This window comes from Streptosporangium sp. NPDC000095, assembly GCF_042899335.1.
Taxonomy (GTDB): Bacteria; Actinomycetota; Actinomycetes; order Streptosporangiales; family Streptosporangiaceae; genus Streptosporangium.
Map to the genome: position 1 here is coordinate 65,680 of NZ_JBIAZS010000011.1, position 17,356 is coordinate 83,035.

Annotated in this window: 14 protein-coding genes; 5 read left to right on the forward strand and 9 right to left on the reverse strand. The window is 70.4% G+C overall.

What is annotated here, in order from left to right; genetic code table 11:
* Positions 1 to 134: 134 nt before the first annotated feature.
* Complete coding sequence (locus ACFY3V_RS23940; RefSeq protein WP_362898857.1) at positions 135 to 1,478, reverse strand: PQQ-binding-like beta-propeller repeat protein; 1,344 nt, start codon at positions 1,476 to 1,478, stop codon at positions 135 to 137.
* 59 nt (positions 1,479 to 1,537) lie between these two features.
* Positions 1,538 to 2,512 (reverse strand): SGNH/GDSL hydrolase family protein, encoded by a 975-nt coding sequence (locus ACFY3V_RS23945; protein WP_350949988.1) that lies wholly within the window; start codon positions 2,510 to 2,512, stop codon positions 1,538 to 1,540.
* Between the two features lie 134 nt (positions 2,513 to 2,646).
* On the opposite strand from ACFY3V_RS23945, the gene ACFY3V_RS23950 reads away from it, so the two are divergent.
* Positions 2,647 to 4,017: a cystathionine beta-synthase gene (locus tag ACFY3V_RS23950; RefSeq protein ID WP_350949987.1), complete on the forward strand. Its 1,371-nt coding sequence runs from the start codon at positions 2,647 to 2,649 to the stop codon at positions 4,015 to 4,017.
* Positions 4,018 to 4,041: 24 nt separating this feature from the next.
* Here the strand turns inward: ACFY3V_RS23950 and ACFY3V_RS23955 are convergent, their stop codons facing one another.
* Positions 4,042 to 5,337, reverse strand: a complete 1,296-nt coding sequence (locus ACFY3V_RS23955) for a histidine kinase (protein WP_362898860.1) — start codon at positions 5,335 to 5,337, stop codon at positions 4,042 to 4,044.
* Positions 5,338 to 5,657: 320 nt separating this feature from the next.
* Between ACFY3V_RS23955 and ACFY3V_RS23960 the strand changes: the two genes are divergently transcribed.
* Positions 5,658 to 6,797, forward strand: a complete 1,140-nt coding sequence (locus ACFY3V_RS23960) for a cystathionine gamma-synthase (protein ID WP_350949985.1) — start codon at positions 5,658 to 5,660, stop codon at positions 6,795 to 6,797.
* A gap of 205 nt (positions 6,798 to 7,002) precedes the next feature.
* Here the strand turns inward: ACFY3V_RS23960 and ACFY3V_RS23965 are convergent, their stop codons facing one another.
* Both ACFY3V_RS23965 and ACFY3V_RS23970 read right to left on the reverse strand, forming a co-directional pair.
* A complete protein-coding gene (locus tag ACFY3V_RS23965) occupies positions 7,003 to 7,431 on the reverse strand; it encodes a hypothetical protein (protein WP_350949984.1) in 429 nt (142 codons plus the stop codon).
* Between the two features lie 169 nt (positions 7,432 to 7,600).
* Complete coding sequence (locus ACFY3V_RS23970) at positions 7,601 to 7,780, reverse strand: hypothetical protein (RefSeq protein WP_362898864.1); 180 nt, start codon at positions 7,778 to 7,780, stop codon at positions 7,601 to 7,603.
* 282 nt (positions 7,781 to 8,062) lie between these two features.
* Here ACFY3V_RS23970 and ACFY3V_RS23975 point away from each other — a divergent pair, with 282 nt between their 5' ends.
* On the forward strand, positions 8,063 to 8,485 hold the full coding sequence (locus ACFY3V_RS23975; protein WP_362898866.1) for a DUF6292 family protein: 423 nt from the start codon (positions 8,063 to 8,065) through the stop codon (positions 8,483 to 8,485).
* 268 nt (positions 8,486 to 8,753) lie between these two features.
* Here the strand turns inward: ACFY3V_RS23975 and ACFY3V_RS23980 are convergent, their stop codons facing one another.
* Positions 8,754 to 10,697 (reverse strand): hypothetical protein, encoded by a 1,944-nt coding sequence (locus ACFY3V_RS23980; protein WP_350949981.1) that lies wholly within the window; start codon positions 10,695 to 10,697, stop codon positions 8,754 to 8,756.
* A gap of 9 nt (positions 10,698 to 10,706) precedes the next feature.
* Positions 10,707 to 12,104 (reverse strand): sigma 54-interacting transcriptional regulator, encoded by a 1,398-nt coding sequence (locus ACFY3V_RS23985; RefSeq protein WP_350949980.1) that lies wholly within the window; start codon positions 12,102 to 12,104, stop codon positions 10,707 to 10,709.
* Positions 12,105 to 12,465: 361 nt separating this feature from the next.
* Here ACFY3V_RS23985 and ACFY3V_RS23990 point away from each other — a divergent pair, with 361 nt between their 5' ends.
* Both ACFY3V_RS23990 and ilvA read left to right on the forward strand, forming a co-directional pair.
* Positions 12,466 to 13,647 (forward strand): FIST N-terminal domain-containing protein, encoded by a 1,182-nt coding sequence (locus tag ACFY3V_RS23990; protein WP_350950017.1) that lies wholly within the window; start codon positions 12,466 to 12,468, stop codon positions 13,645 to 13,647.
* Between the two features lie 124 nt (positions 13,648 to 13,771).
* On the forward strand, positions 13,772 to 14,980 hold the full coding sequence (gene ilvA, locus ACFY3V_RS23995) for a threonine ammonia-lyase (protein ID WP_350949979.1): 1,209 nt from the start codon (positions 13,772 to 13,774) through the stop codon (positions 14,978 to 14,980).
* 63 nt (positions 14,981 to 15,043) lie between these two features.
* Here ilvA and ACFY3V_RS24000 read toward each other — a convergent pair whose 3' ends face one another.
* Together ACFY3V_RS24000 and ACFY3V_RS24005 are read right to left on the reverse strand one after the other, a co-directional pair.
* Entirely contained in the window at positions 15,044 to 16,519 is a 1,476-nt protein-coding gene (locus tag ACFY3V_RS24000) for a M1 family metallopeptidase (RefSeq protein WP_389776333.1), read from the reverse strand.
* Positions 16,520 to 16,592: 73 nt separating this feature from the next.
* Complete coding sequence (locus ACFY3V_RS24005) at positions 16,593 to 17,270, reverse strand: RDD family protein (protein WP_362898871.1); 678 nt, start codon at positions 17,268 to 17,270, stop codon at positions 16,593 to 16,595.
* Between the last annotated feature and the right edge of the window lie 86 nt (positions 17,271 to 17,356).

Sequence of the window (17,356 nt, forward strand, 5' to 3'; positions counted from 1 at the left end):
GCCCAAAACCGCGCCCAGGGGCGTTGAAACAGAACTTTGTACGGGGAGCGCGAGGCCCCTTCCCGACCGGAGGAAGGGGCCCGGCCGCCCTGTCGGTGACGGGTGACGGTGGTACGGCCGTGGACGCCCGGATGTCAGCCGTACATGCCGGGGGAGGTGCCGTCGCCGTCCCTGATCCCGTGCAGAGCGCCCTTCTCGTCGCGCCACATCCGCCAGCCGTTCTGACTGCCGGTGAACCAGAGGGGCGGGGCGCCCGAGCCGGACACCCGCTTGCCGTCGGCCAGCCTGTACTCGCACAGCGAGGCCACCGAGTAGAAACCGGGGTTCTGGCCCTTGAGCGCGAGCGGCTTGGGGTCGGTCACGCAGAAGGACCAGGCGCGCTCGTCCTTGACGTCGGCCGCGCGGGCGGTGGGAAGGTCGAAGGCGCTACCCGGCTCGCCGTGCCGCAGGAAGCCGACCTTCTCCATGCGAGGCGGGAAGGCGAGCCACCAGCCCGCCTCGGGCACCTGATCGGCGGAGATCTGGCCGAGCACCCGGCCGCTCCCCGCCTCCAGTCTGGCGAACCCGCCGTACCGGCCCTCCTGGTCGACCGGGCGGACCACCGGGGCGAAGCCGGGACTGCCGCTGGGATAGACGCGGACCACCGACGGGCGCATCCAGTTGACCGTGCCGTCGGAGAGCTTGACGGAGAACAGGCCGAAGGCGGAGACCTTGCTCGTCTTCGGATTGGTGTAGGGGGCGACGTATCCGACGAGGTTTCCCGCCGTCGCGCCGAAGGACCAGCCTCCCGACAGGTCGACTCCGGCGCCGAGGGGCTGCTCGACGGGGAGCCGCCAGACGGCCTTGCCGGTCTTGAGGTCGTGCGCCTCCAGCACGGGGTGGCGGGCCAGACGGAGGAACACCACGCGCGAGGCGTCGGACCACTCGGCCTCGGCGATGCCGGGGATCTTCCACAGGGCCTTGCCGGTGGCCGGATCGAGGACGACGACGCGGGCGCTCGCGAGCGCGGTGTTCTCGGACACGCACACGAACGCCCCGCACCGCTGCGGGCCGAAGGTGGAGTGCACCGGGCGACGCCACCTGCGGGCCCCGGTCCTGGCGTCCAGGCCGACGAGCGTGGCCTTCCAGCGGCCCCGCCTGGCGGGGTCGATCGTCACCGCGACGGTCTGTCCGGTGGAGGTCTCGACGATCGCGGGGGCGGGCACCCCCATGCCCGGCAGGCGGCCCGCCATGGTCGAGGGGTGGGCCCACAGCTTCCTGCCCGTGGCGAGGTCGAGGGCGACCGTCTCCAGCGTGCCGTCGGGCTTCATGGAGGTCGTCGTGGCGACGCCACCGGCGGCGGTGGTGCGGCTGACCGCGTTCACCTCGGTGTTGTGCCAGGTGGGATGGTCGGGGGTGGCCGCTTCAGTGCCGGAGCAGCCGCCCAGGGTCAAAGCTCCGGCGAGCACCAGGGCCGGTTTCGCGAGGGGCCGGATCACGGGTATTCCACTCCAATGCGGGCGAGGCGTTACGGCTTCGCAGCGGAGGGTGACCGTGTTCAGGCGTCGTTGGGCCGCATCCACGGCCTTCGGCCGAGTATGGTCACCCACCGTCCGTGAGGTCCGGTCGCTCGCCCGGCGACACGGGTCGCGGAGACCTCGGCGCCGGGCTCCTCCGCGGCCTTGGCCGCCGCGAGGTAGATCGACTCAGTGCGCCGGACCCGGGGCTCGGGCCAGAGTTCCAACGCACTGCATACGGAAGGTAGCACCGCGTAAGCGATCTGGAGATAGCCTTGGGTAGATGGGTGAAAACGATCAAGGCCGAACATCTCCGTGGGGTTCGTGTCGAACTCCGGCCCCAGCAGGTCGGCGAAGGCCACCGTCCGCCCGCCCGCCTCGACCACGGCGACGGTCTGCGCGGCGGCGAGCTGGCGGCTCCATCGCCGCGTCACCCAGCGCAGAGGCTGTGCGATCGGCCGGACCGTGCCCAGGTCGGGGCAGGTGCCCACGACCACCTCCGCCCCCGCCTTCCGCAGCCGTTCGACCGCCTTGCGCAGGTGTCGTACGGCGTGGGCGGGCCTGCTCTGCGAGGTGACGTCGTTCGCCCCGATGAAGATGACCGCGATCTCGGGCCTGGCCTTCAACGCCTTGTCCACCTGCTCGCCCAGCTCCGCGGAGGTCGCTCCCGACCTGCCCGTCACGGTGAGCCGAACCGGCCGCTCGGCGATCACGGCCAGCCCGTTCGCGATCAGCACGGCGGGTGTCTCCGCGGGTTCCGAGGTGCCCAGGCCGACGGAGGTGGAGTCGCCGAGCATGACCATCCTGACGGGCTCGCCGTCGAAGGCCCCGTACACCCCGTCCGAAGGCGGTCCCTCCATGCCGTGCGGGCGGCCGACGGTGCGGCGGGCCACCAGTGCCTCGGCCAGCAGCAGGCCGTAGGTCGCCGCGCCGAGCGCGGTGAGGCCCCCTCCGCCCAGGGCGGCCGCCGCGGCGACGCGGCGGGCGACTCGCGCCGTACCCGGTGTCCAGCTCACGTGGCGTCGCTCCCTCCGTACGGGGCGGTAGCGTTGCCTTTGGTGACACAGCCGAGTCCCTGCCACCCCTACGGGGATCGCGGCGATTACGACAACAAGCCGACCGAGCTTTGGTATTTCGAGGTGATATCCCGGTGCGCGTACATGACTCGCTTGTCGAACTGATGGGCAACACCCCTCTCGTCCGACTGAACAAGGTGACAGAGGGCATTTCCGCCCAAGTGCTGGCGAAGGTGGAGTATTTCAACCCTGGAGGGTCGGTGAAGGACCGCATCGCGGTCCGGATGATCGACGCCGCCGAGCAGTCGGGAGAGTTGCGTCCCGGGGGCACGATCGTGGAGCCCACCTCGGGTAACACCGGGATCGGCCTCGCCATCGTGGCCCAGCAGCGGGGATATCGCTGCCTGTTCGTGGTGCCCGACAAGGTGGCCCAGGACAAGATCTCGGTTCTGCGCGCCTACGGTGCCGAGGTCGTGGTCTGCCCGACGGCGGTCTCCCCCGACCACCCCGACTCCTACTACTCGGTCTCCGACCGGCTGGCCAGGGAGACACCGAACGCCTGGAAGCCCGACCAGTACTCCAACCCGCGCAACACCGAGAGCCACTACCACTCCACCGGCCCGGAGATCTGGGACCAGACGGAGGGCAGGATCACCCACTTCGTGGCGGGCGTCGGCACCGGGGGCACGATCAGCGGCACCGGCCGCTACCTCAAGGAGGTCTCCGGCGGCCGGGTCAAGATCATCGGAGCCGACCCCGAGGGTTCCGTCTACTCAGGCGGCACCGGGCGGCCGTACCTGGTGGAGGGCGTCGGCGAGGACATCTGGCCGGCCAACTACGACACCACGATCTGCGACGAGGTCATCGCGATCTCCGACAAGGACTCCTTCACCATGACCCGCCGCCTGGCCCGCGAGGAGGCGCTGCTGGTGGGCGGCTCCTGCGGGATGGCGACGGTCGCGGCGCTGCGCGTGGCCGAGCGGGCCGGGCCGGACGACGTGATCGTGGTGCTGCTGCCCGACGGCGGACGTGGTTACCTGTCGAAGATCTTCAACGACGAGTGGATGGCCGACTACGGCTTCCTCACCACCTCCAGCGAGGAGGGCCTGGTCAAGGACGTGCTGACCCAGAAGAGCTCCGGCATGCCGGAGTTCGTGCACACCCACCCGCACGAGTCGGTCGACACAGCCATCTCGATCATGCGCGAGTACGGGGTGTCGCAGCTTCCGGTGATGAAGGAGGAGCCGCCGGTCATGGCCGCCGAGGTGGTCGGCTCGATCCTGGAGCGCGATCTGCTCGACGCCCTGTACCGGGGCCGGGTGCGGCCGACCGACCCGCTGGCCGCCCACATGTCGCAGCCGCTGCCGACGATCGGCGCGGGGGAGCCGGTCTCCATCGCCGTCGAGGCACTGGAGAAGGCCGACGCCGCGGTCGTCCTCGACGACGGCAAGCCCGTCGGCCTGATCACCCGGCAGGACCTGCTCGCCTTCCTCGCCAGCCACTAGCCCGTTCTTCAGGAGAGGGCGGGGTCAGAGGGGAAACTCCGCCGTCACCTCCCAGGCCCCGGAGCGGGTGGGGCCGGCCAGCAGACGGCCGCCGAGAGCCTCGACGCGCTCGGCCATGCCCACCAGGCCGAACCCACCGCCGAGACGGGCGACCCTGACGTCGGCCAACGAGCCGTAGTTGCGCACCCGCAGCCGCACGGCGCCCCCGGTGGGTGAGGCGCCTTCGCGAGGCGGGGGGCCCGCCGGGGCGGAGGCGGTACGCCGGGCCCGCGGGTCCTGGTCGTTCCCCGTCTTCACGCGTACGCTCTCGGCCCAGGCGCGCAGGTCGGAGCCGTCGGTGAGCTTCAGGTCCGCCTCGACCCAGTCGGTGCCGGGGGCGTGCCTGCGGACGTTGGTCAACGACTCCTGAAGGACCCGGTGGAGGGTGGTCATCACCTCCGGGGCGACGGTGCCCTCGGCGATGCCCTGGCCGATGTCGAAGGTGACCTGGGGGCCCGCGGCGGAGAAACGCTCGACCATCGTGCGCATGTCCATGAGCGTGCTGCCCGGTGAGCGGGCGGCCCCGTCCTCCGCGCGCAGCACGCTGACCAGGCGGCGCATCGAGGTGAGCGCGTCGGCCCCCGCGTTCGCGATCGCCTCCAGGGAGGGGACCACGGCCTCGGGTTTCTGCTCGGCGACGACCTTGGCGGCCTGGGCCTGCACCACGATCCCGGTGATGTGGTGGGCGACCAGGTCGTGCAGCTCCCTGGCCAGCTCCAGGCGTTCGGACCGCCGCACCGTGTCGACGGCCTCCCTGCGGCGCTCCAGCTGGAAGCGGAGGTAGGCGCCGATACCGGCGGCGCAGGACCAGCAGACGAAGAGCAGGAAGCCCGAGGCCGTCGCCGGTTCCCCGCTCATGAAGTTCAGGCGGACGGAGGAGGTTTCGAGCACGATCATCGTCGCCAGGGAGAACAGCGCGGCCCGCCGCACCGGCTCGATCGCGCGCAGCCCGCCGACGGTGAGGACCAGCAGCGACCCGATCTCGGCCACGCCGGGACTGCCGTCGCCGTCGGTGATCCCGATGATCAGGGACGACAGGAACGACACCGTCAGCAGGGTGACGAGCCCGCCGACCCGCCAGCGGCGGCGTCGCGCCACCGCCACGACGCCCACCAGGCCGCACACGGGGCTCAGCAGCATCGCCGGGTTGAGGCCGCCCCTCGACGACATGATGGCCGAGACCACCATCACGTCGATCAGCAGGAGCAGGACGAGCCAACCGATCAAAGCGATCTCGCTGAGTCTTTTGACCCAGTAGATCAGCCGGTTCGTCTCTCCCACGGTCCCCGAGCCTAAGCCTCGCGGAGGAGTGGTCATATCGGCCGTTCGGCCGAATCGTTCCCCGGAGAACCGGTCCTTCAGCGGAAGCGGCGCGGGGAACTCGTCGCCGATGCTTGAGAGGTCGAAGGGGGAAAGAGATGACCATCATCGGGATCGTGCTCCTGCTCGCCGGGCTCGTGGTCGGTGCGGCCTTGACGCTCGCCGACCCGGTCCTGCTCTCGCGGATCGGCGGGGAGCGCGCGGAGTAGGCGGCCGGAGGCTCCCTGAGCGGCGTTTTCCGCTGCTCTGGGGCACCCGGCGCCGCGAGTAACGTTGACCTCATGAACCAAGGATTCGAGACGCTGGCCATCCACGCAGGTCAGGAACCCGACCCCTACACCGGGGCCGTGGTGCCGCCGATCTACGCGGTGTCCACCTACAAGCAGGACGGCGTGGGCGGGTTGCGCGCCGGATATGAGTACAGCCGGTCCGCCAACCCGACCAGGACCGCGCTGGAGGAGGCCATGGCCGCCGTCGAGGGCGGCAGCCGTGGTCTGGCCTTCGCCTCGGGGCTGGCCGCCGAGGACGCGGTGCTCCGGGCGATCTGCAGGCCGGGCGATCACGTGATCATCCCGAACGACGCCTACGGCGGCACCTACCGTTTGTTCGCGAAGGTCCACGAGCGCTGGGGGCTGCACTACGACCCGGCGCCGCTGGGCGACCTGACGGCGGTGGCGGCCGCCGTGACCCAGAAGACCAAGATCATTTGGGTGGAGACGCCCACCAACCCGCTGCTCGGCATCGCCGACATCGCGGCACTCGCCCAGCTCGCGACCGAGTGCGGCGCGCTGCTGGTGGTGGACAACACCTTCGCCTCCCCGTACCTGCAGCAGCCGATCGCGCTGGGCGCGGACATCGTCGTGCACTCCACCACCAAGTACGTGGGCGGCCACTCAGACGTGGTCGGCGGCGCGCTCGTCGCGCGGGACGCCGGAGTGGGCGAGGAGCTCGCCTACCACCAGAACGCGATGGGCGCGGTGGCCGGGCCGTTCGACGCCTGGCTGACGCTGCGCGGTCTCAAGACACTCGGGGTGCGGATGGATCGCCACTGCGAGAACGCCGAACGGGTGGTGGACCTGCTGCTCGCCCATCCTCGGGTGTCCTCGGTGCTCTACCCGGGCCTGGCCGACCACCCGGGACACGAGGTGGCGGCCAAGCAGATGAGGCGTTTCGGCGGCATGGTCTCCTTCCGGATGGCCGGAGGCGAGGCCGAGGCCGTCGAGCTGTGCAACAGGACCAAGCTGTTCACCCTGGGCGAGTCGCTCGGCGGCGTGGAGTCGCTGATCGAGCACCCCGGTCTGATGACCCACGCCTCGGTGGCGGGCTCGCCGCTGGAGGTGCCCGGCGACCTGGTGCGCCTGTCGGTCGGCATCGAGTCGATCGACGACCTGCTGGCCGACCTCAGCCAGGCGCTGGGCTAGGAGCGGGCGCCGGTCCAGGAGCCGGATCCTGGGCCGGGAACGGGCGTCCGGCCGGGATCGGGTGCCGGACCGGGTGCGGGCGCCCGGCCGGGAACCGGCGCCGGGCAGACGGCGGCCACCGGGTCGGAAACGGGCGCGGCCGGGAAGCAGCCGTGGCCAGGAAACGGCTGCGGCCAGGAAAGGGGCGCGGTGGGAAAACGCGGGCTCAGGCCGGGCTTCCCCAGACCATCAGCACCAGGATGACCATCCAGATCAGCACGATCACGCCGGAGAGGGCGGCGATCCGGCCGACCTGCACCTTGGCGTCGTCGTCCGGGCTCTCATTGGTGAGGACCCGGATGGCGGTGCGCTGGTCCCGCTCCACCATGACCAGCAGCACCGCGGCGACGATGAAAAGCGTCATGGATACCGACAGATACGGCCTTCCAAGGAATTCGCGGCCCAGCAGTGCCCCGAACAGGAAGACACCGACGGACGCGAAACCGTAGATGCGCGTGGTCTTGTGGAGATAACGCAGGACATCGACGTTCTTGGTGCGGATGAATCTGGGAGTCGACATCGTGGCGGCGGTGATCGGCCCCAGGGCGAAGATCGCGAAACCAATGTGCAACCAGAGCAGCAGGTGGTCTGTCATGCGCCAGACATTAGTATCCGGTGATCTCGTCTGGGTACGGCTCGCACGGTGTCACCCGACGGCGTGGTCTTCCTTAATGATCGTTTGAAGGGTCTTCCCACGGAATGGGCGGACGTGCTCCTCGTCCTTCGCTCTTTCGCCGGCCCCGTGGCCGAGATGTCGCCGCCGTTCACGACAGGGACGGTTCACCCTCGACGGTGTCGTACCTGCCCGGACGGTCGTCATCGCGCTCATGGTCCGAGGCGCCGCGATCCGAGATCGCGTTCTCCTCACGCGCGTGTGGCACCATGCACACCTCGAAACAGACGCAGACGATGAGCATCAGCACCACGAGAATTCCCGCGAGCATCGGGCTCACTTCTTCCCCCCTCCACAACGGTGTTCTTCCTTTATCGGGTAGACAGCGCGGACATCGATGCGGTTGTCACGAAAAGGTCACGGTTGAGGTGAGGGGCGGAATTGACGATACGCGATTGTCGATCTTCGCGTTCCGCGCGGAGCACGTCCGCGGCGTTAGTAGGATCGTGGGCGAGCTCGTTACCGTGTGATGAGACCGGCGGTGGTGAAACCGTGGTCGTGCCGGACGGGCGTTCAACCAGACAGAGCAAGACGGCACAAGGGAGTGCCCGCCGTGGGTGTCAAACATGTTGAGCCGTATACCGAGGAGTGGCGCGACCAGCCGTCCCGCTACGTCGGCCTCGTCGTCGAGGCGCTGGGCGAGGCGGTCGAGAGCTGGTGGCAGGGTCCCTGCGACCCGCGCACCGTCACCATTCGCCTGACCGGTGGCGACGCGCTGGTCTGGGACGAGGAGAGCGGCTGGCGCCGTGGCCGCTACGCGAGCGGCGACCCCGCCACCTCCACGGTCCTCGCCGACGCCCGCTATCTCGGCGGAGGTCTGCTGCCCTCCCCTGAGCGGGTCCCCTCCGCGATCGCCGACGCCCGCGCGGGCGTCGGCAACAGCACGGCATGGCGGCCCTGCTACCGCTCCTACCGCCACTATCGCGACGGCTTCGATCTGGCGCTCGACGGATACGCCGCCTACGCCAACGCCTGAGCCCGCCTCGGGCCGCGAGCCCACGTCGACCCGGGTCCGCCTCGGCGAGTGCGGCGGGCCCGCAGGAAGTCGCCGACGCCTGGGCCCGGCCTTAGGCCGTGAGGTTCAACATGACCCGGGCCCGCAGGAAGTCGCCGACGCCCGGGCTCGCCTTAGGCCGTGAGTCCGACATCATCCCGGGCCCGCCTCGGCGGATGCGGCGGGCCCGCAGGAACACGTCAACGCCTGGTCCGCCTCGGGCCGGGAGTCCGATCACCCCGGGCCCGTCTCAGCGGGTGCGGCGGGCCCGCAGGAAGTCGCTGACGACGTACTCGCCCAGGCGGTCGGCGCCGGGGGAGAAGACCCGGCCGCCGTTGCGTCGTCCGACCTCGTTCACGAACTCCTTCAGGCGCTCGTCGTCGGCGAGCATGAAGACGTTGAGCGTCGCCCTGCGCCGGGTCATCTTGTCGACCTCCGCGAGGGTCAGCTCCAGCGTCTCCTGGGTCGGTGGCCACTCGAAGGCCGCCGAGCCGTTGCGCCGCAGGTGGGCGGTGGGTTCGCCGTCGGTGACCACGAGCACGACCGGCTCGAAGTCGGGGTGGCGGTCCAGGTGGCGTCCGGCGATCAGCAGGGCGTGGTGCAGGTTCGTTCCCTGGACCATGTCCCACTCCAGCCCCGCCAGTTCGTCGGGCTGCAGCACCCTGGCGTAGTTGGAGAAGCCGATGATCTGCACCGAGTCCTGGGGGAACTTCGAGGCCACCAGCGCCTGCAGCGCCATCGCCGTCTGCTTGGCGGCGGCCCAGGTGCCGCGCAGCGCCATCGAGTAGGACAGGTCGACCAGCAGGCACACCGCGGCCGCCGTGCGCCGCTCGGTCTCGGCGACCTCGAAGTCGTCGACCGACAGGGTGACCGCGCCGCCCCCGCCGCGCCGGACCCCGTTGATCACGGTACGGACCACGTCGATCGGCTGCTCGTCGCCGAACCGCCAGGGCCGTGATGACCCGGTGAGCTCACCGGCAGAGCCCGCGTCCACCTGGTCGTGGTCGCCGCGGCGCCCGCTCTCCAGGGAGGAGAAGACGCGGCGCAGCGCGGTCTCTCCCAGGCGTCGTACGGCCTTGGGGGTGAGCTCCAGCTTGCCGCGCCGGCGCAGGAGGTAGCCCTGCTGCTCCAGCTCGCGCTCGACCTGCCTGAGCGCTTCCAGGTCGTCGACGGCGGAGCGGCCCAGGGCGCGCCGAATCGCCGCCTCGTCGATGTCGTCCAGGCGGGCGCCGGGGTAGTCCTGGCGGAGCGCGGCCTCCAGCTGGGTCAGGTCGGCGAGCTCGTCCAGCGCGCTCACGGCGTCGGACATCCCCATCGGCTCGTCGCCGCTCAGCCGCTCGGGGGTGTTCCAGGCCAGGTCCGGACGACGGGCGTGGAGGGACTCGCCCAGGCGGCGCATCTGCTCGTCCAGCCCGGCCTGCTGGAGGGTCTGCTCGATCAGGTGGTCGAGCTCCTCGCGTTGGGCCGGGGTGAGGGAGGCGAGCAGGCGCTGGGTGGCCGCCGCCCGCCGGGCCAGGGTGTCGACCAACTCCTCCAGGTTCCGGGGCGACTCCGGGAACATGTCCCCATATTTCGACATGAACTGCTCGAAGTCGGCCTGGGTGTGCTCACCCCGGGCATCCCGGTCGAGCATGTCGTTCAAATCGGACATCATCTCCCTGACCCGCTCCATGGCGGCCGGGTCGGGGTTGGCCAGAGACTGCCGCATGCCGCGGAACTGGCTGTCGAGCACCTCCCTGCGCAGCAGGTCGCGCAGTTCCTCGAAGGTCTGCCCGGCGGCGGCCGAGCGCCACCGGTAGGCGCCCAGCTCCCGGATCGCGCTCGCCGTGTCGTCGGGAAGAGCGGCCAGCTCCGCCTCGCGCAGCCGGGCCTCGTCGGAGGGGTCGGGGAACAGCTCGGCCCGCTCCTGGCCGATCGCCTTGTCCAGCAGCGCCCTGGCCCGCTCCAGCGTGCCGTCGATACGGCCGCGCTCGCGCAGCTCACGGCGCCGCCTTCGCACCTCGCGGAGAAGCTCCTCAAGGCCACGACGATCCTGCGCGCCAGGCAGGCCCTCCTTGAGCAGGTCGCGCAGGGCATGGGACGGGTTGGAGCCGGACAGGATCGCGTCACCCATCCGGTCCAGCGCGGAACGGACGTCGTACGGCGGGGCGAGCGGGTCGGGCCCGTCCCGGTATTCGCCATAGCGATAGCTCATGCGGACACCTCAGGTGCGGTAGACCGTCGTGCCGTCCACCTCGTCCTTGGACAGCCGACGCAGGAGGTAGAGGCCCTCCATGGCGAATTCCAGCGCGGCGGCGGCGTGCCCGGGGGACTCGTCGCCGATGCCGAGCTGGGACATGATCTTTGCCAGGCCCGGAACGGGGCCGACCCTGCGCAGCAGCTCGCCCGCGGGTACCGCCACGCCCGACTCGACCTGGACGCCCTCGGAGAACTTCTCCAGCAGCGGGTTCAGGTCGCTGCCGCCGAGCGTGCCGCGGAACGTCTCGGCCACCGCCCTGCGCAGCAGGTGCGCGAGCACCTCGGTCTCCCGGCCCTCCTCGCTGACTTCGAACTCCACCTTGCCGCGCAGCGTGTGCACGATCCCCGGCAGGTCGGCGACCCTCGCCACCGCGTGATCCTCGCCGGTCAGCGCCGCACGCCGTACGGCGGAGGCGGCCGCGGTCTCGGCGGCCGCGATGGAGAAGCGGGCCGAGACCCCGGAACGGGCGTCCACCGCGGTGGACTCGCGGACCAGCCGGGTGAAGCGGGCGATCACCTCGATCAGGTGGTCGGGCAGGTCGGCGCCCACCTGGTCGAGCGCGGCCTCCTGGCGGATCAGGACCAGCTCGGTCTCGATCGACAGCGGGTAGTGGGTGCGGATCTCGGCGCCGAAGCGGTCCTTCAGCGGGGTGATGATCCGGCCGCGGTTGGTGTAGTCCTCGGGGTTGGCACTCGCGATCAGCAGGATGTCCAGGGGCAGGCGCAGGTTGTAGCCCCTCACCTGGATGTCGCGCTCCTCCAGCACGTTGAGCAGCGAGACCTGGATGCGCTCCGCCAGGTCGGGCAGCTCGTTGACGGAGAACACCCCGCGGTTACTCCTGGGGACCAGGCCGTAGTGGACGGTCTCCGGGTCGCCGAGCGTACGCCCTTCGGCGATCTTGATCGGGTCGATGTCGCCGATCAGGTCACCGACGGAGGTGTCGGGGGTGGCGAGCTTCTCGCCGTACCGCTCGTCCCGGTGCTTCCAGGAGATCGGCAGCTCCTCGCCCATCTCGTCGGCCAGGCGGCGGCAACGGACGCACGAGGGTTCGTAGGGATGGTCGTTGATCTCGCAGCCCTCGACGGCGGGGGTCCACTCGTCGAGGAGCCCGGTCACGGTGCGGATCAGCCGGGTCTTGCCCTGCCCTCGCTCACCGAGCAGGACCAGGTCGTGCCCGGCGAGCAGCGCTCGCTCCAGGTATGGCAGGACGGTGTCGTCGAAGCCCACGATGCCGGGGAACCGCGGCTCTCCTGCCCGCAGGCGGGTCAGGAGATTCTCACGGATCTCGGCCTTTACCGTACGGTGAATATGGCCGCTCGCGCGCAGCTCGCGCAGAGTACGTGGCTCTGGGATTTGAGGCACGGGACCGAGCCTACGTCCACAACGCCCGATCCGGCACTCTCATCCCTCTTTCGGATCTTGACGATTGCGTGAGGGACAACGTGAGTGCTTGTCTCCCCAGTGGGGAGAATCGCTCCAAGACAAGGTATCGGCCGGTTCCCCCGCCCGGGAGCCGGGGCACCCCCGGAAGGGGCCGCCACGTGGGATCTTCGGCATTCGCGGTCGCACGGCACTGACGGGCCTCACGCTCTCGGCTAACGTCGGTTCACAACGGTTCATGGCAGGCTTCAGGGCTTCAGGACGGGCTTCGGACGAGATCCGGACGCTCTCCGGCGAGCCACACGACGAGGGACAAGAGGGAGAGGCGAGACAAGTGGCGTTGATGACGAGCCGCTTCGCCGACGGCCTCGCGGTGGGGGCCGATCTGGTCTCCGCGGCCGAGGCGGCGGTACGCCAAGCCCTGTCCGGCTTGTCCGGACCGGCCGACCTGCTCTGTTTCTTCATCTGCGGCGACGATCCCGACGACGTCTCCCGCGCGGGACTGCGCGCGATGAGCATGGCCCCCGGCGCCGCCGTCCTCGGATGCAGCGCCACCGGGGTCATCGGCGACGGGCAGGGGGTCGAGGTCACCCCCGCGGTGAGCGCCTGGGCCGCCTCCCTGGGCGGGGCCCGGCTGACGACCTTCGCGCTCGACACGCTGAGGGCCGACGACCGCTTCGTGGTGGTGGGTCTGCCCGACCGCGCCCCCGACGATCACGCGGCCATCCTGCTCGCCGATCCCTACAGCTTCCCCACCGACGGCTTCGTCGAGCGCTCCGAGGAGGTCATGGGAAATCTTCCCCTGATCGGCGGCCTGGCCAACGCGATCCAGGGCCGCGGCGCGGTCCGGCTGTTCGCCGACGGGGAGATCCACACCGAGGGAGCCGTCGGGGTGCTGCTCAGCGGTGCCCTCAACGTCAGCACCGTGGTCAGCCAGGGCTGCCGCCCGATCGGCCCGACGATGACGGTCACCTCCGTCGAGGACAACCTCCTGCTCGAACTCGCCGGGCAGCCCGCCCTGGCGCGGCTGGAGGAGATCGTCAGTGCCCTGGACGAGGACGACCGCGACCTGGTCGCCTCGGGCCTGCAGATCGGCGTCGCGATGGACGAGTACGCCGAGAAGCACGAGCGCGGCGACTTCCTGATCCGGGGCGTGCTCGGCATCGACCCCGAGCGGGAGGCCGTGGCGATCGGCGACGTCGTCGAGATCGGCCGCACCGTCCGCTTCCAGGTCCGCGATGCCGCCACCGCCGACGAGGACCTGTACGAGTTGCTGGACGCGCACCGCGCGGAGTTCGGCCGGGTGGACGGCGCGCTGCTGTTCTCCTGCAACGGCCGGGGCTCGGCCATGTTCGGCAGCGCCGACCACGACGCCGTCGCCGTCCGCGACACCCTGGGTCCCATCGGGGTGGCCGGGTTCTTCGCCGCGGGAGAGGTGGGCCCGGTGGGCGGCCACAACCACGTCCACGGCTTCACCGCCTCGGTCCTGGTCTTCTCCTCCCACCAACCGGCCGGCGGCTCCTGACCTCAGCCGACCTTGAGCTGTTCGTCGCCTGAAGTCGGCGATGAGTTTGAGAGTGCCGGACCTCCGGTTCCCGCGACCACCGCGCCGTCCGGACTGTGGGTGCGCTCGTCGTACGATGATCCGCATGTCAGGCACCCAGGTGACCTACGACGACGTGGTCGCCGCGCGTGAGCTGCTGGCCGACGTCGCTCTGCGTACCCCCCTGCTCCACTCCCACGTGCTCTCCGAGATCATCGGCGGGCCCGTCCACCTCAAGTGCGAGCACCTGCAGCGCTCCGGGTCGTTCAAGATCCGGGGGGCGTACGTCAGGATCGCCGGGCTGACCGAGCAGGAGCGGCGTCGGGGGGTGGTCGCGGCCAGCGCGGGCAACCACGCGCAGGGGGTCGCGCTCGGGGCGGGGCTGGTCGGCGCCGGGGCGACGGTCTACATGCCCCTGGGGGCGCCGCTGCCCAAGGTGGCCGCGACCCGCTCGTACGGCGCCGAGGTGCTCTTCGCGGGCGAGACCGTGGACGTCGCGCTGGAACGGGCGCGGGAGCACGCGACACGGACCGGGGCCGTGTTCATCCATCCGTTCGACCATCCCGACGTGATCGCCGGGCAGGGCACGATCGGGCTGGAGATCGTGGAGCAGTTGCCCGAGGTCGGCACGATCGTGATGTCGCTGGGCGGGGGCGGGCTGGCGGCCGGGGTGGCGCTCGCGGTCAAGTCGCTGCGGCCGGGCGTGCGGATCGTCGGGGTCCAGGCGGAGAGGGCCGCCGCCTATCCGGCGTCGCTGGCCGCCGGGCATCCGGTGGAGGTCAGGCCCGCCTCGACGATGGCCGACGGCATCGCGGTGGGCCGTCCGGGCGAGCTGCCCTTCGAACTGATCCACTATCTGGTCGACAGCGTCGTCACCGTCACCGAGAGCCAGATCTCCCAGGCGCTGGTGCTCTGCCTCGAACGCGCCAAACAGGTCGTCGAGCCCGCGGGCGTGGCCGGGGTGGCCGCGATCCTGGCCCACCCGCACGTCTTCGAGCCGCCGGTGGTGGCCGTGCTCTCCGGGGGCAACATCGACCCGCTGCTGATGGCGAAGGTCCTCAGGCACGGCCTGGCCGCCGCCGGGCGCTATCTCACCCTGCGGGTCCGGCTCTCCGACCGGCCGGGCGCGCTGGCGGCGCTGCTGTCGCGGCTGGCGGAACTCGGCGCGAACGTGCTCGACATCGTGCACGGGCGGCTGGGCATGCACCTGGGGGAGGTCGAGGTCCAGCTCCAGATGGAGACCAAGGGGCCGGTGCACTCCGAGGAGGTGCTGGGCTCCCTGCGCGTCGAGGGATACAAGATCATCGTCACGTGAGGGCGCGGCAGTGGACGGACGACCTTCCCGGCCAGGACGACCGCCCTGACCAGGGCGGCCTTCCTACCAGGTGGTGGGCTTCCTCGCGGTGAACAGCCAGGCGTCGAAGAGGGCGTCGAGCTTCTTGCCGGAGATCTTCTCGGCCATCGCGACGAACTCCGGGGTCGTGACGTTCCCGTACCTGTGGGTGGTGTTCCACTCCTTGAGGAGCTTGAAGAACGCCGGGTCGCCGATCCGCTGCCTGAGAGCGTGGAGCGTCATGCCGCCCCGGGTGTAGACGGAGTCGTTGAACAGGTCGTCGGGCTTGGCCTGGCCCGGGGTGTAGCCCCAGATGGGATCTTCGGCCCCGGCGCCGTAGTGCCTGCGGAAGAGCTGCTCGGCGGTGGCCTCGCCCTCGTGCTCCGACCAGAGCCACTCGGCGTAGGTCGCGAAGCCCTCGTTGAGCCACAGGTCCTTCCAGCGCGTGATGCTGAGGCTGTCGCCGAACCACTGGTGGGCGAGCTCGTGGGCGATGATGGCGTCGTCGGGGTCGAACCCGCCGTACATGGGCTTGGTCTGGTTCTCCAGCGCGTAACCGGCGGGGAAGTCGTCGACCACGCCTCCGGTGGAGGAGAAGGGGTAGGGGCCGAAGACCGTGCTCCAGTAGTCGGTGACCCTGCCCGACACGTCGTACAGCTTCTTCAGCGAACCGCGGAACCTCGGATCGACGGCCGCCAGGTTCTTCACACCTCCGGGAGTCGTGCCCTGGAGCATCTCGAACCTGCCCAGCGTCACGGTGGCGAGGTAGCTCGCCATCGGGTGGCTCTCACGCCACTGGAAGGTCGTCTTGCCCTCGGCGCTCTTCGGCGTGCCGACGAGCTCGCCGTTGGCCAGCGCGGTCAGCCCGGCGGGAACGGTGATCTCGAAGTCGTAACTCGCCTTGTCCGAGGGGTGGTCGTTGCCGGGGAACCAGGTCTTGGCGCCGTTGGGCTGGCAGGTGACGAACGCGCCGTCCTTGGTCGGGATGAAGCCGTACGTGCCCAGGTTGGAGGAACCCCTGACCGGTTTGGGCTCACCGGCGTACGCGACCTCGACGGTGAACGCGGCGGCGTTCGGGATGAACGCGGCCGGGGTGACGCTGAGCTCGGTCCCCGCCCTGCCGAAACTCGCGGGCTTGCCGTCCACGGTGACCCGGCTCACGGTGAAGCCGGAGAGGTCGAGGTTGAAGCTCGCCAGGTTCTGGGTGGCCCGCGCCTCGATCCTGGTCACTCCCGACAGGTGCTTGGAGGGCGGGTCGTAGCTCAGCTTGAGCCCGTAGTGGCCGACGTCGTAGCCGCCGTTGCCGTCGGTGGGGAAGTCGGGGTCGCCGATCCCCGCGGTGCCGGGTGCGGCCTCACCGCCACCACCGCCACCACCGGCGACGACGTCGGAGGCGACCGGCTTCACGGAGCCCGTCGGCGGGACGCTCTCCCCGTTCGACGTCGAGCAGGCGACCGTGCCAACGGTCGCGAGCGTGCTGAGAAGAGCGGCGGTCGCCGCAGCCAGCCGTTTGGACGCCATGCGTTAAAGCCCCTTTCCCGGCCGGACGGCCGAGCCCCGTGGAATGGCACACTACGCGACCGACCTGCGTCGATCAGGCGTCTATGACAAGCGTCTTGGCGGCGAGGTCGTGCACGGCCTGCTTGCGTGGGTGGAAAAGGATGAAAGCCACATCTATCCAGCCCAGGCAGCAGGTGGAGTACATCAGCCAGGAGACCAGTTCGCGCAGCGCGACCTGTCCGACACCGGCCCTCCGCCCTTCGGTGTCCGTCACGCGCAGCCGAAAGATCTTCTTGCCGAGCGTCTGCCCGTTCCAGTAGGCGGTCAGCAGCCAGTAGTACAGGAAGCCGATCACCGTGACCAGGAAGGTCTCCGCGTAGGGTACCTGCACCGACAGCCCGCTCGCGGCGCCCGTGACGGTGTTGACGGTCCGGTAGGTGAAGGGCGAGGAGATGAGCCCGACGATGAGAAGGTCGAGGATTCCCGCGAAGAGGCGGCGCCAGCGGCCTCCCAGCCTCATGGCGTCCGAGGGGGGAAAATCACCGGGCGGATACCCCTCGGCCGTGTAGCCGAAGACGGGGTCGAACCCCCGGCCGTGTTCCCTGCCATGGCCCGGACCGAGGTCGGAGCCGAAGCCGGGCCCCTGGCCGGGGCGGGGATCGTGCCCGGGGCCCGAAGCGGGGTTCGAGCCCTCGTGGCCCGGCCTGAGCGGCTCGGGATCGGACCACGGGTCCGATCCCCGGTCATCCGGCGGTGGCGGTAGTGATCCCATCCAAGGATGATCACCTCAGGGGCGCCATCGCAAAGCCAAGGACGGTTATCGTGTTCCTTTCAGTGCGGAGACCTCGCCTTTGGACG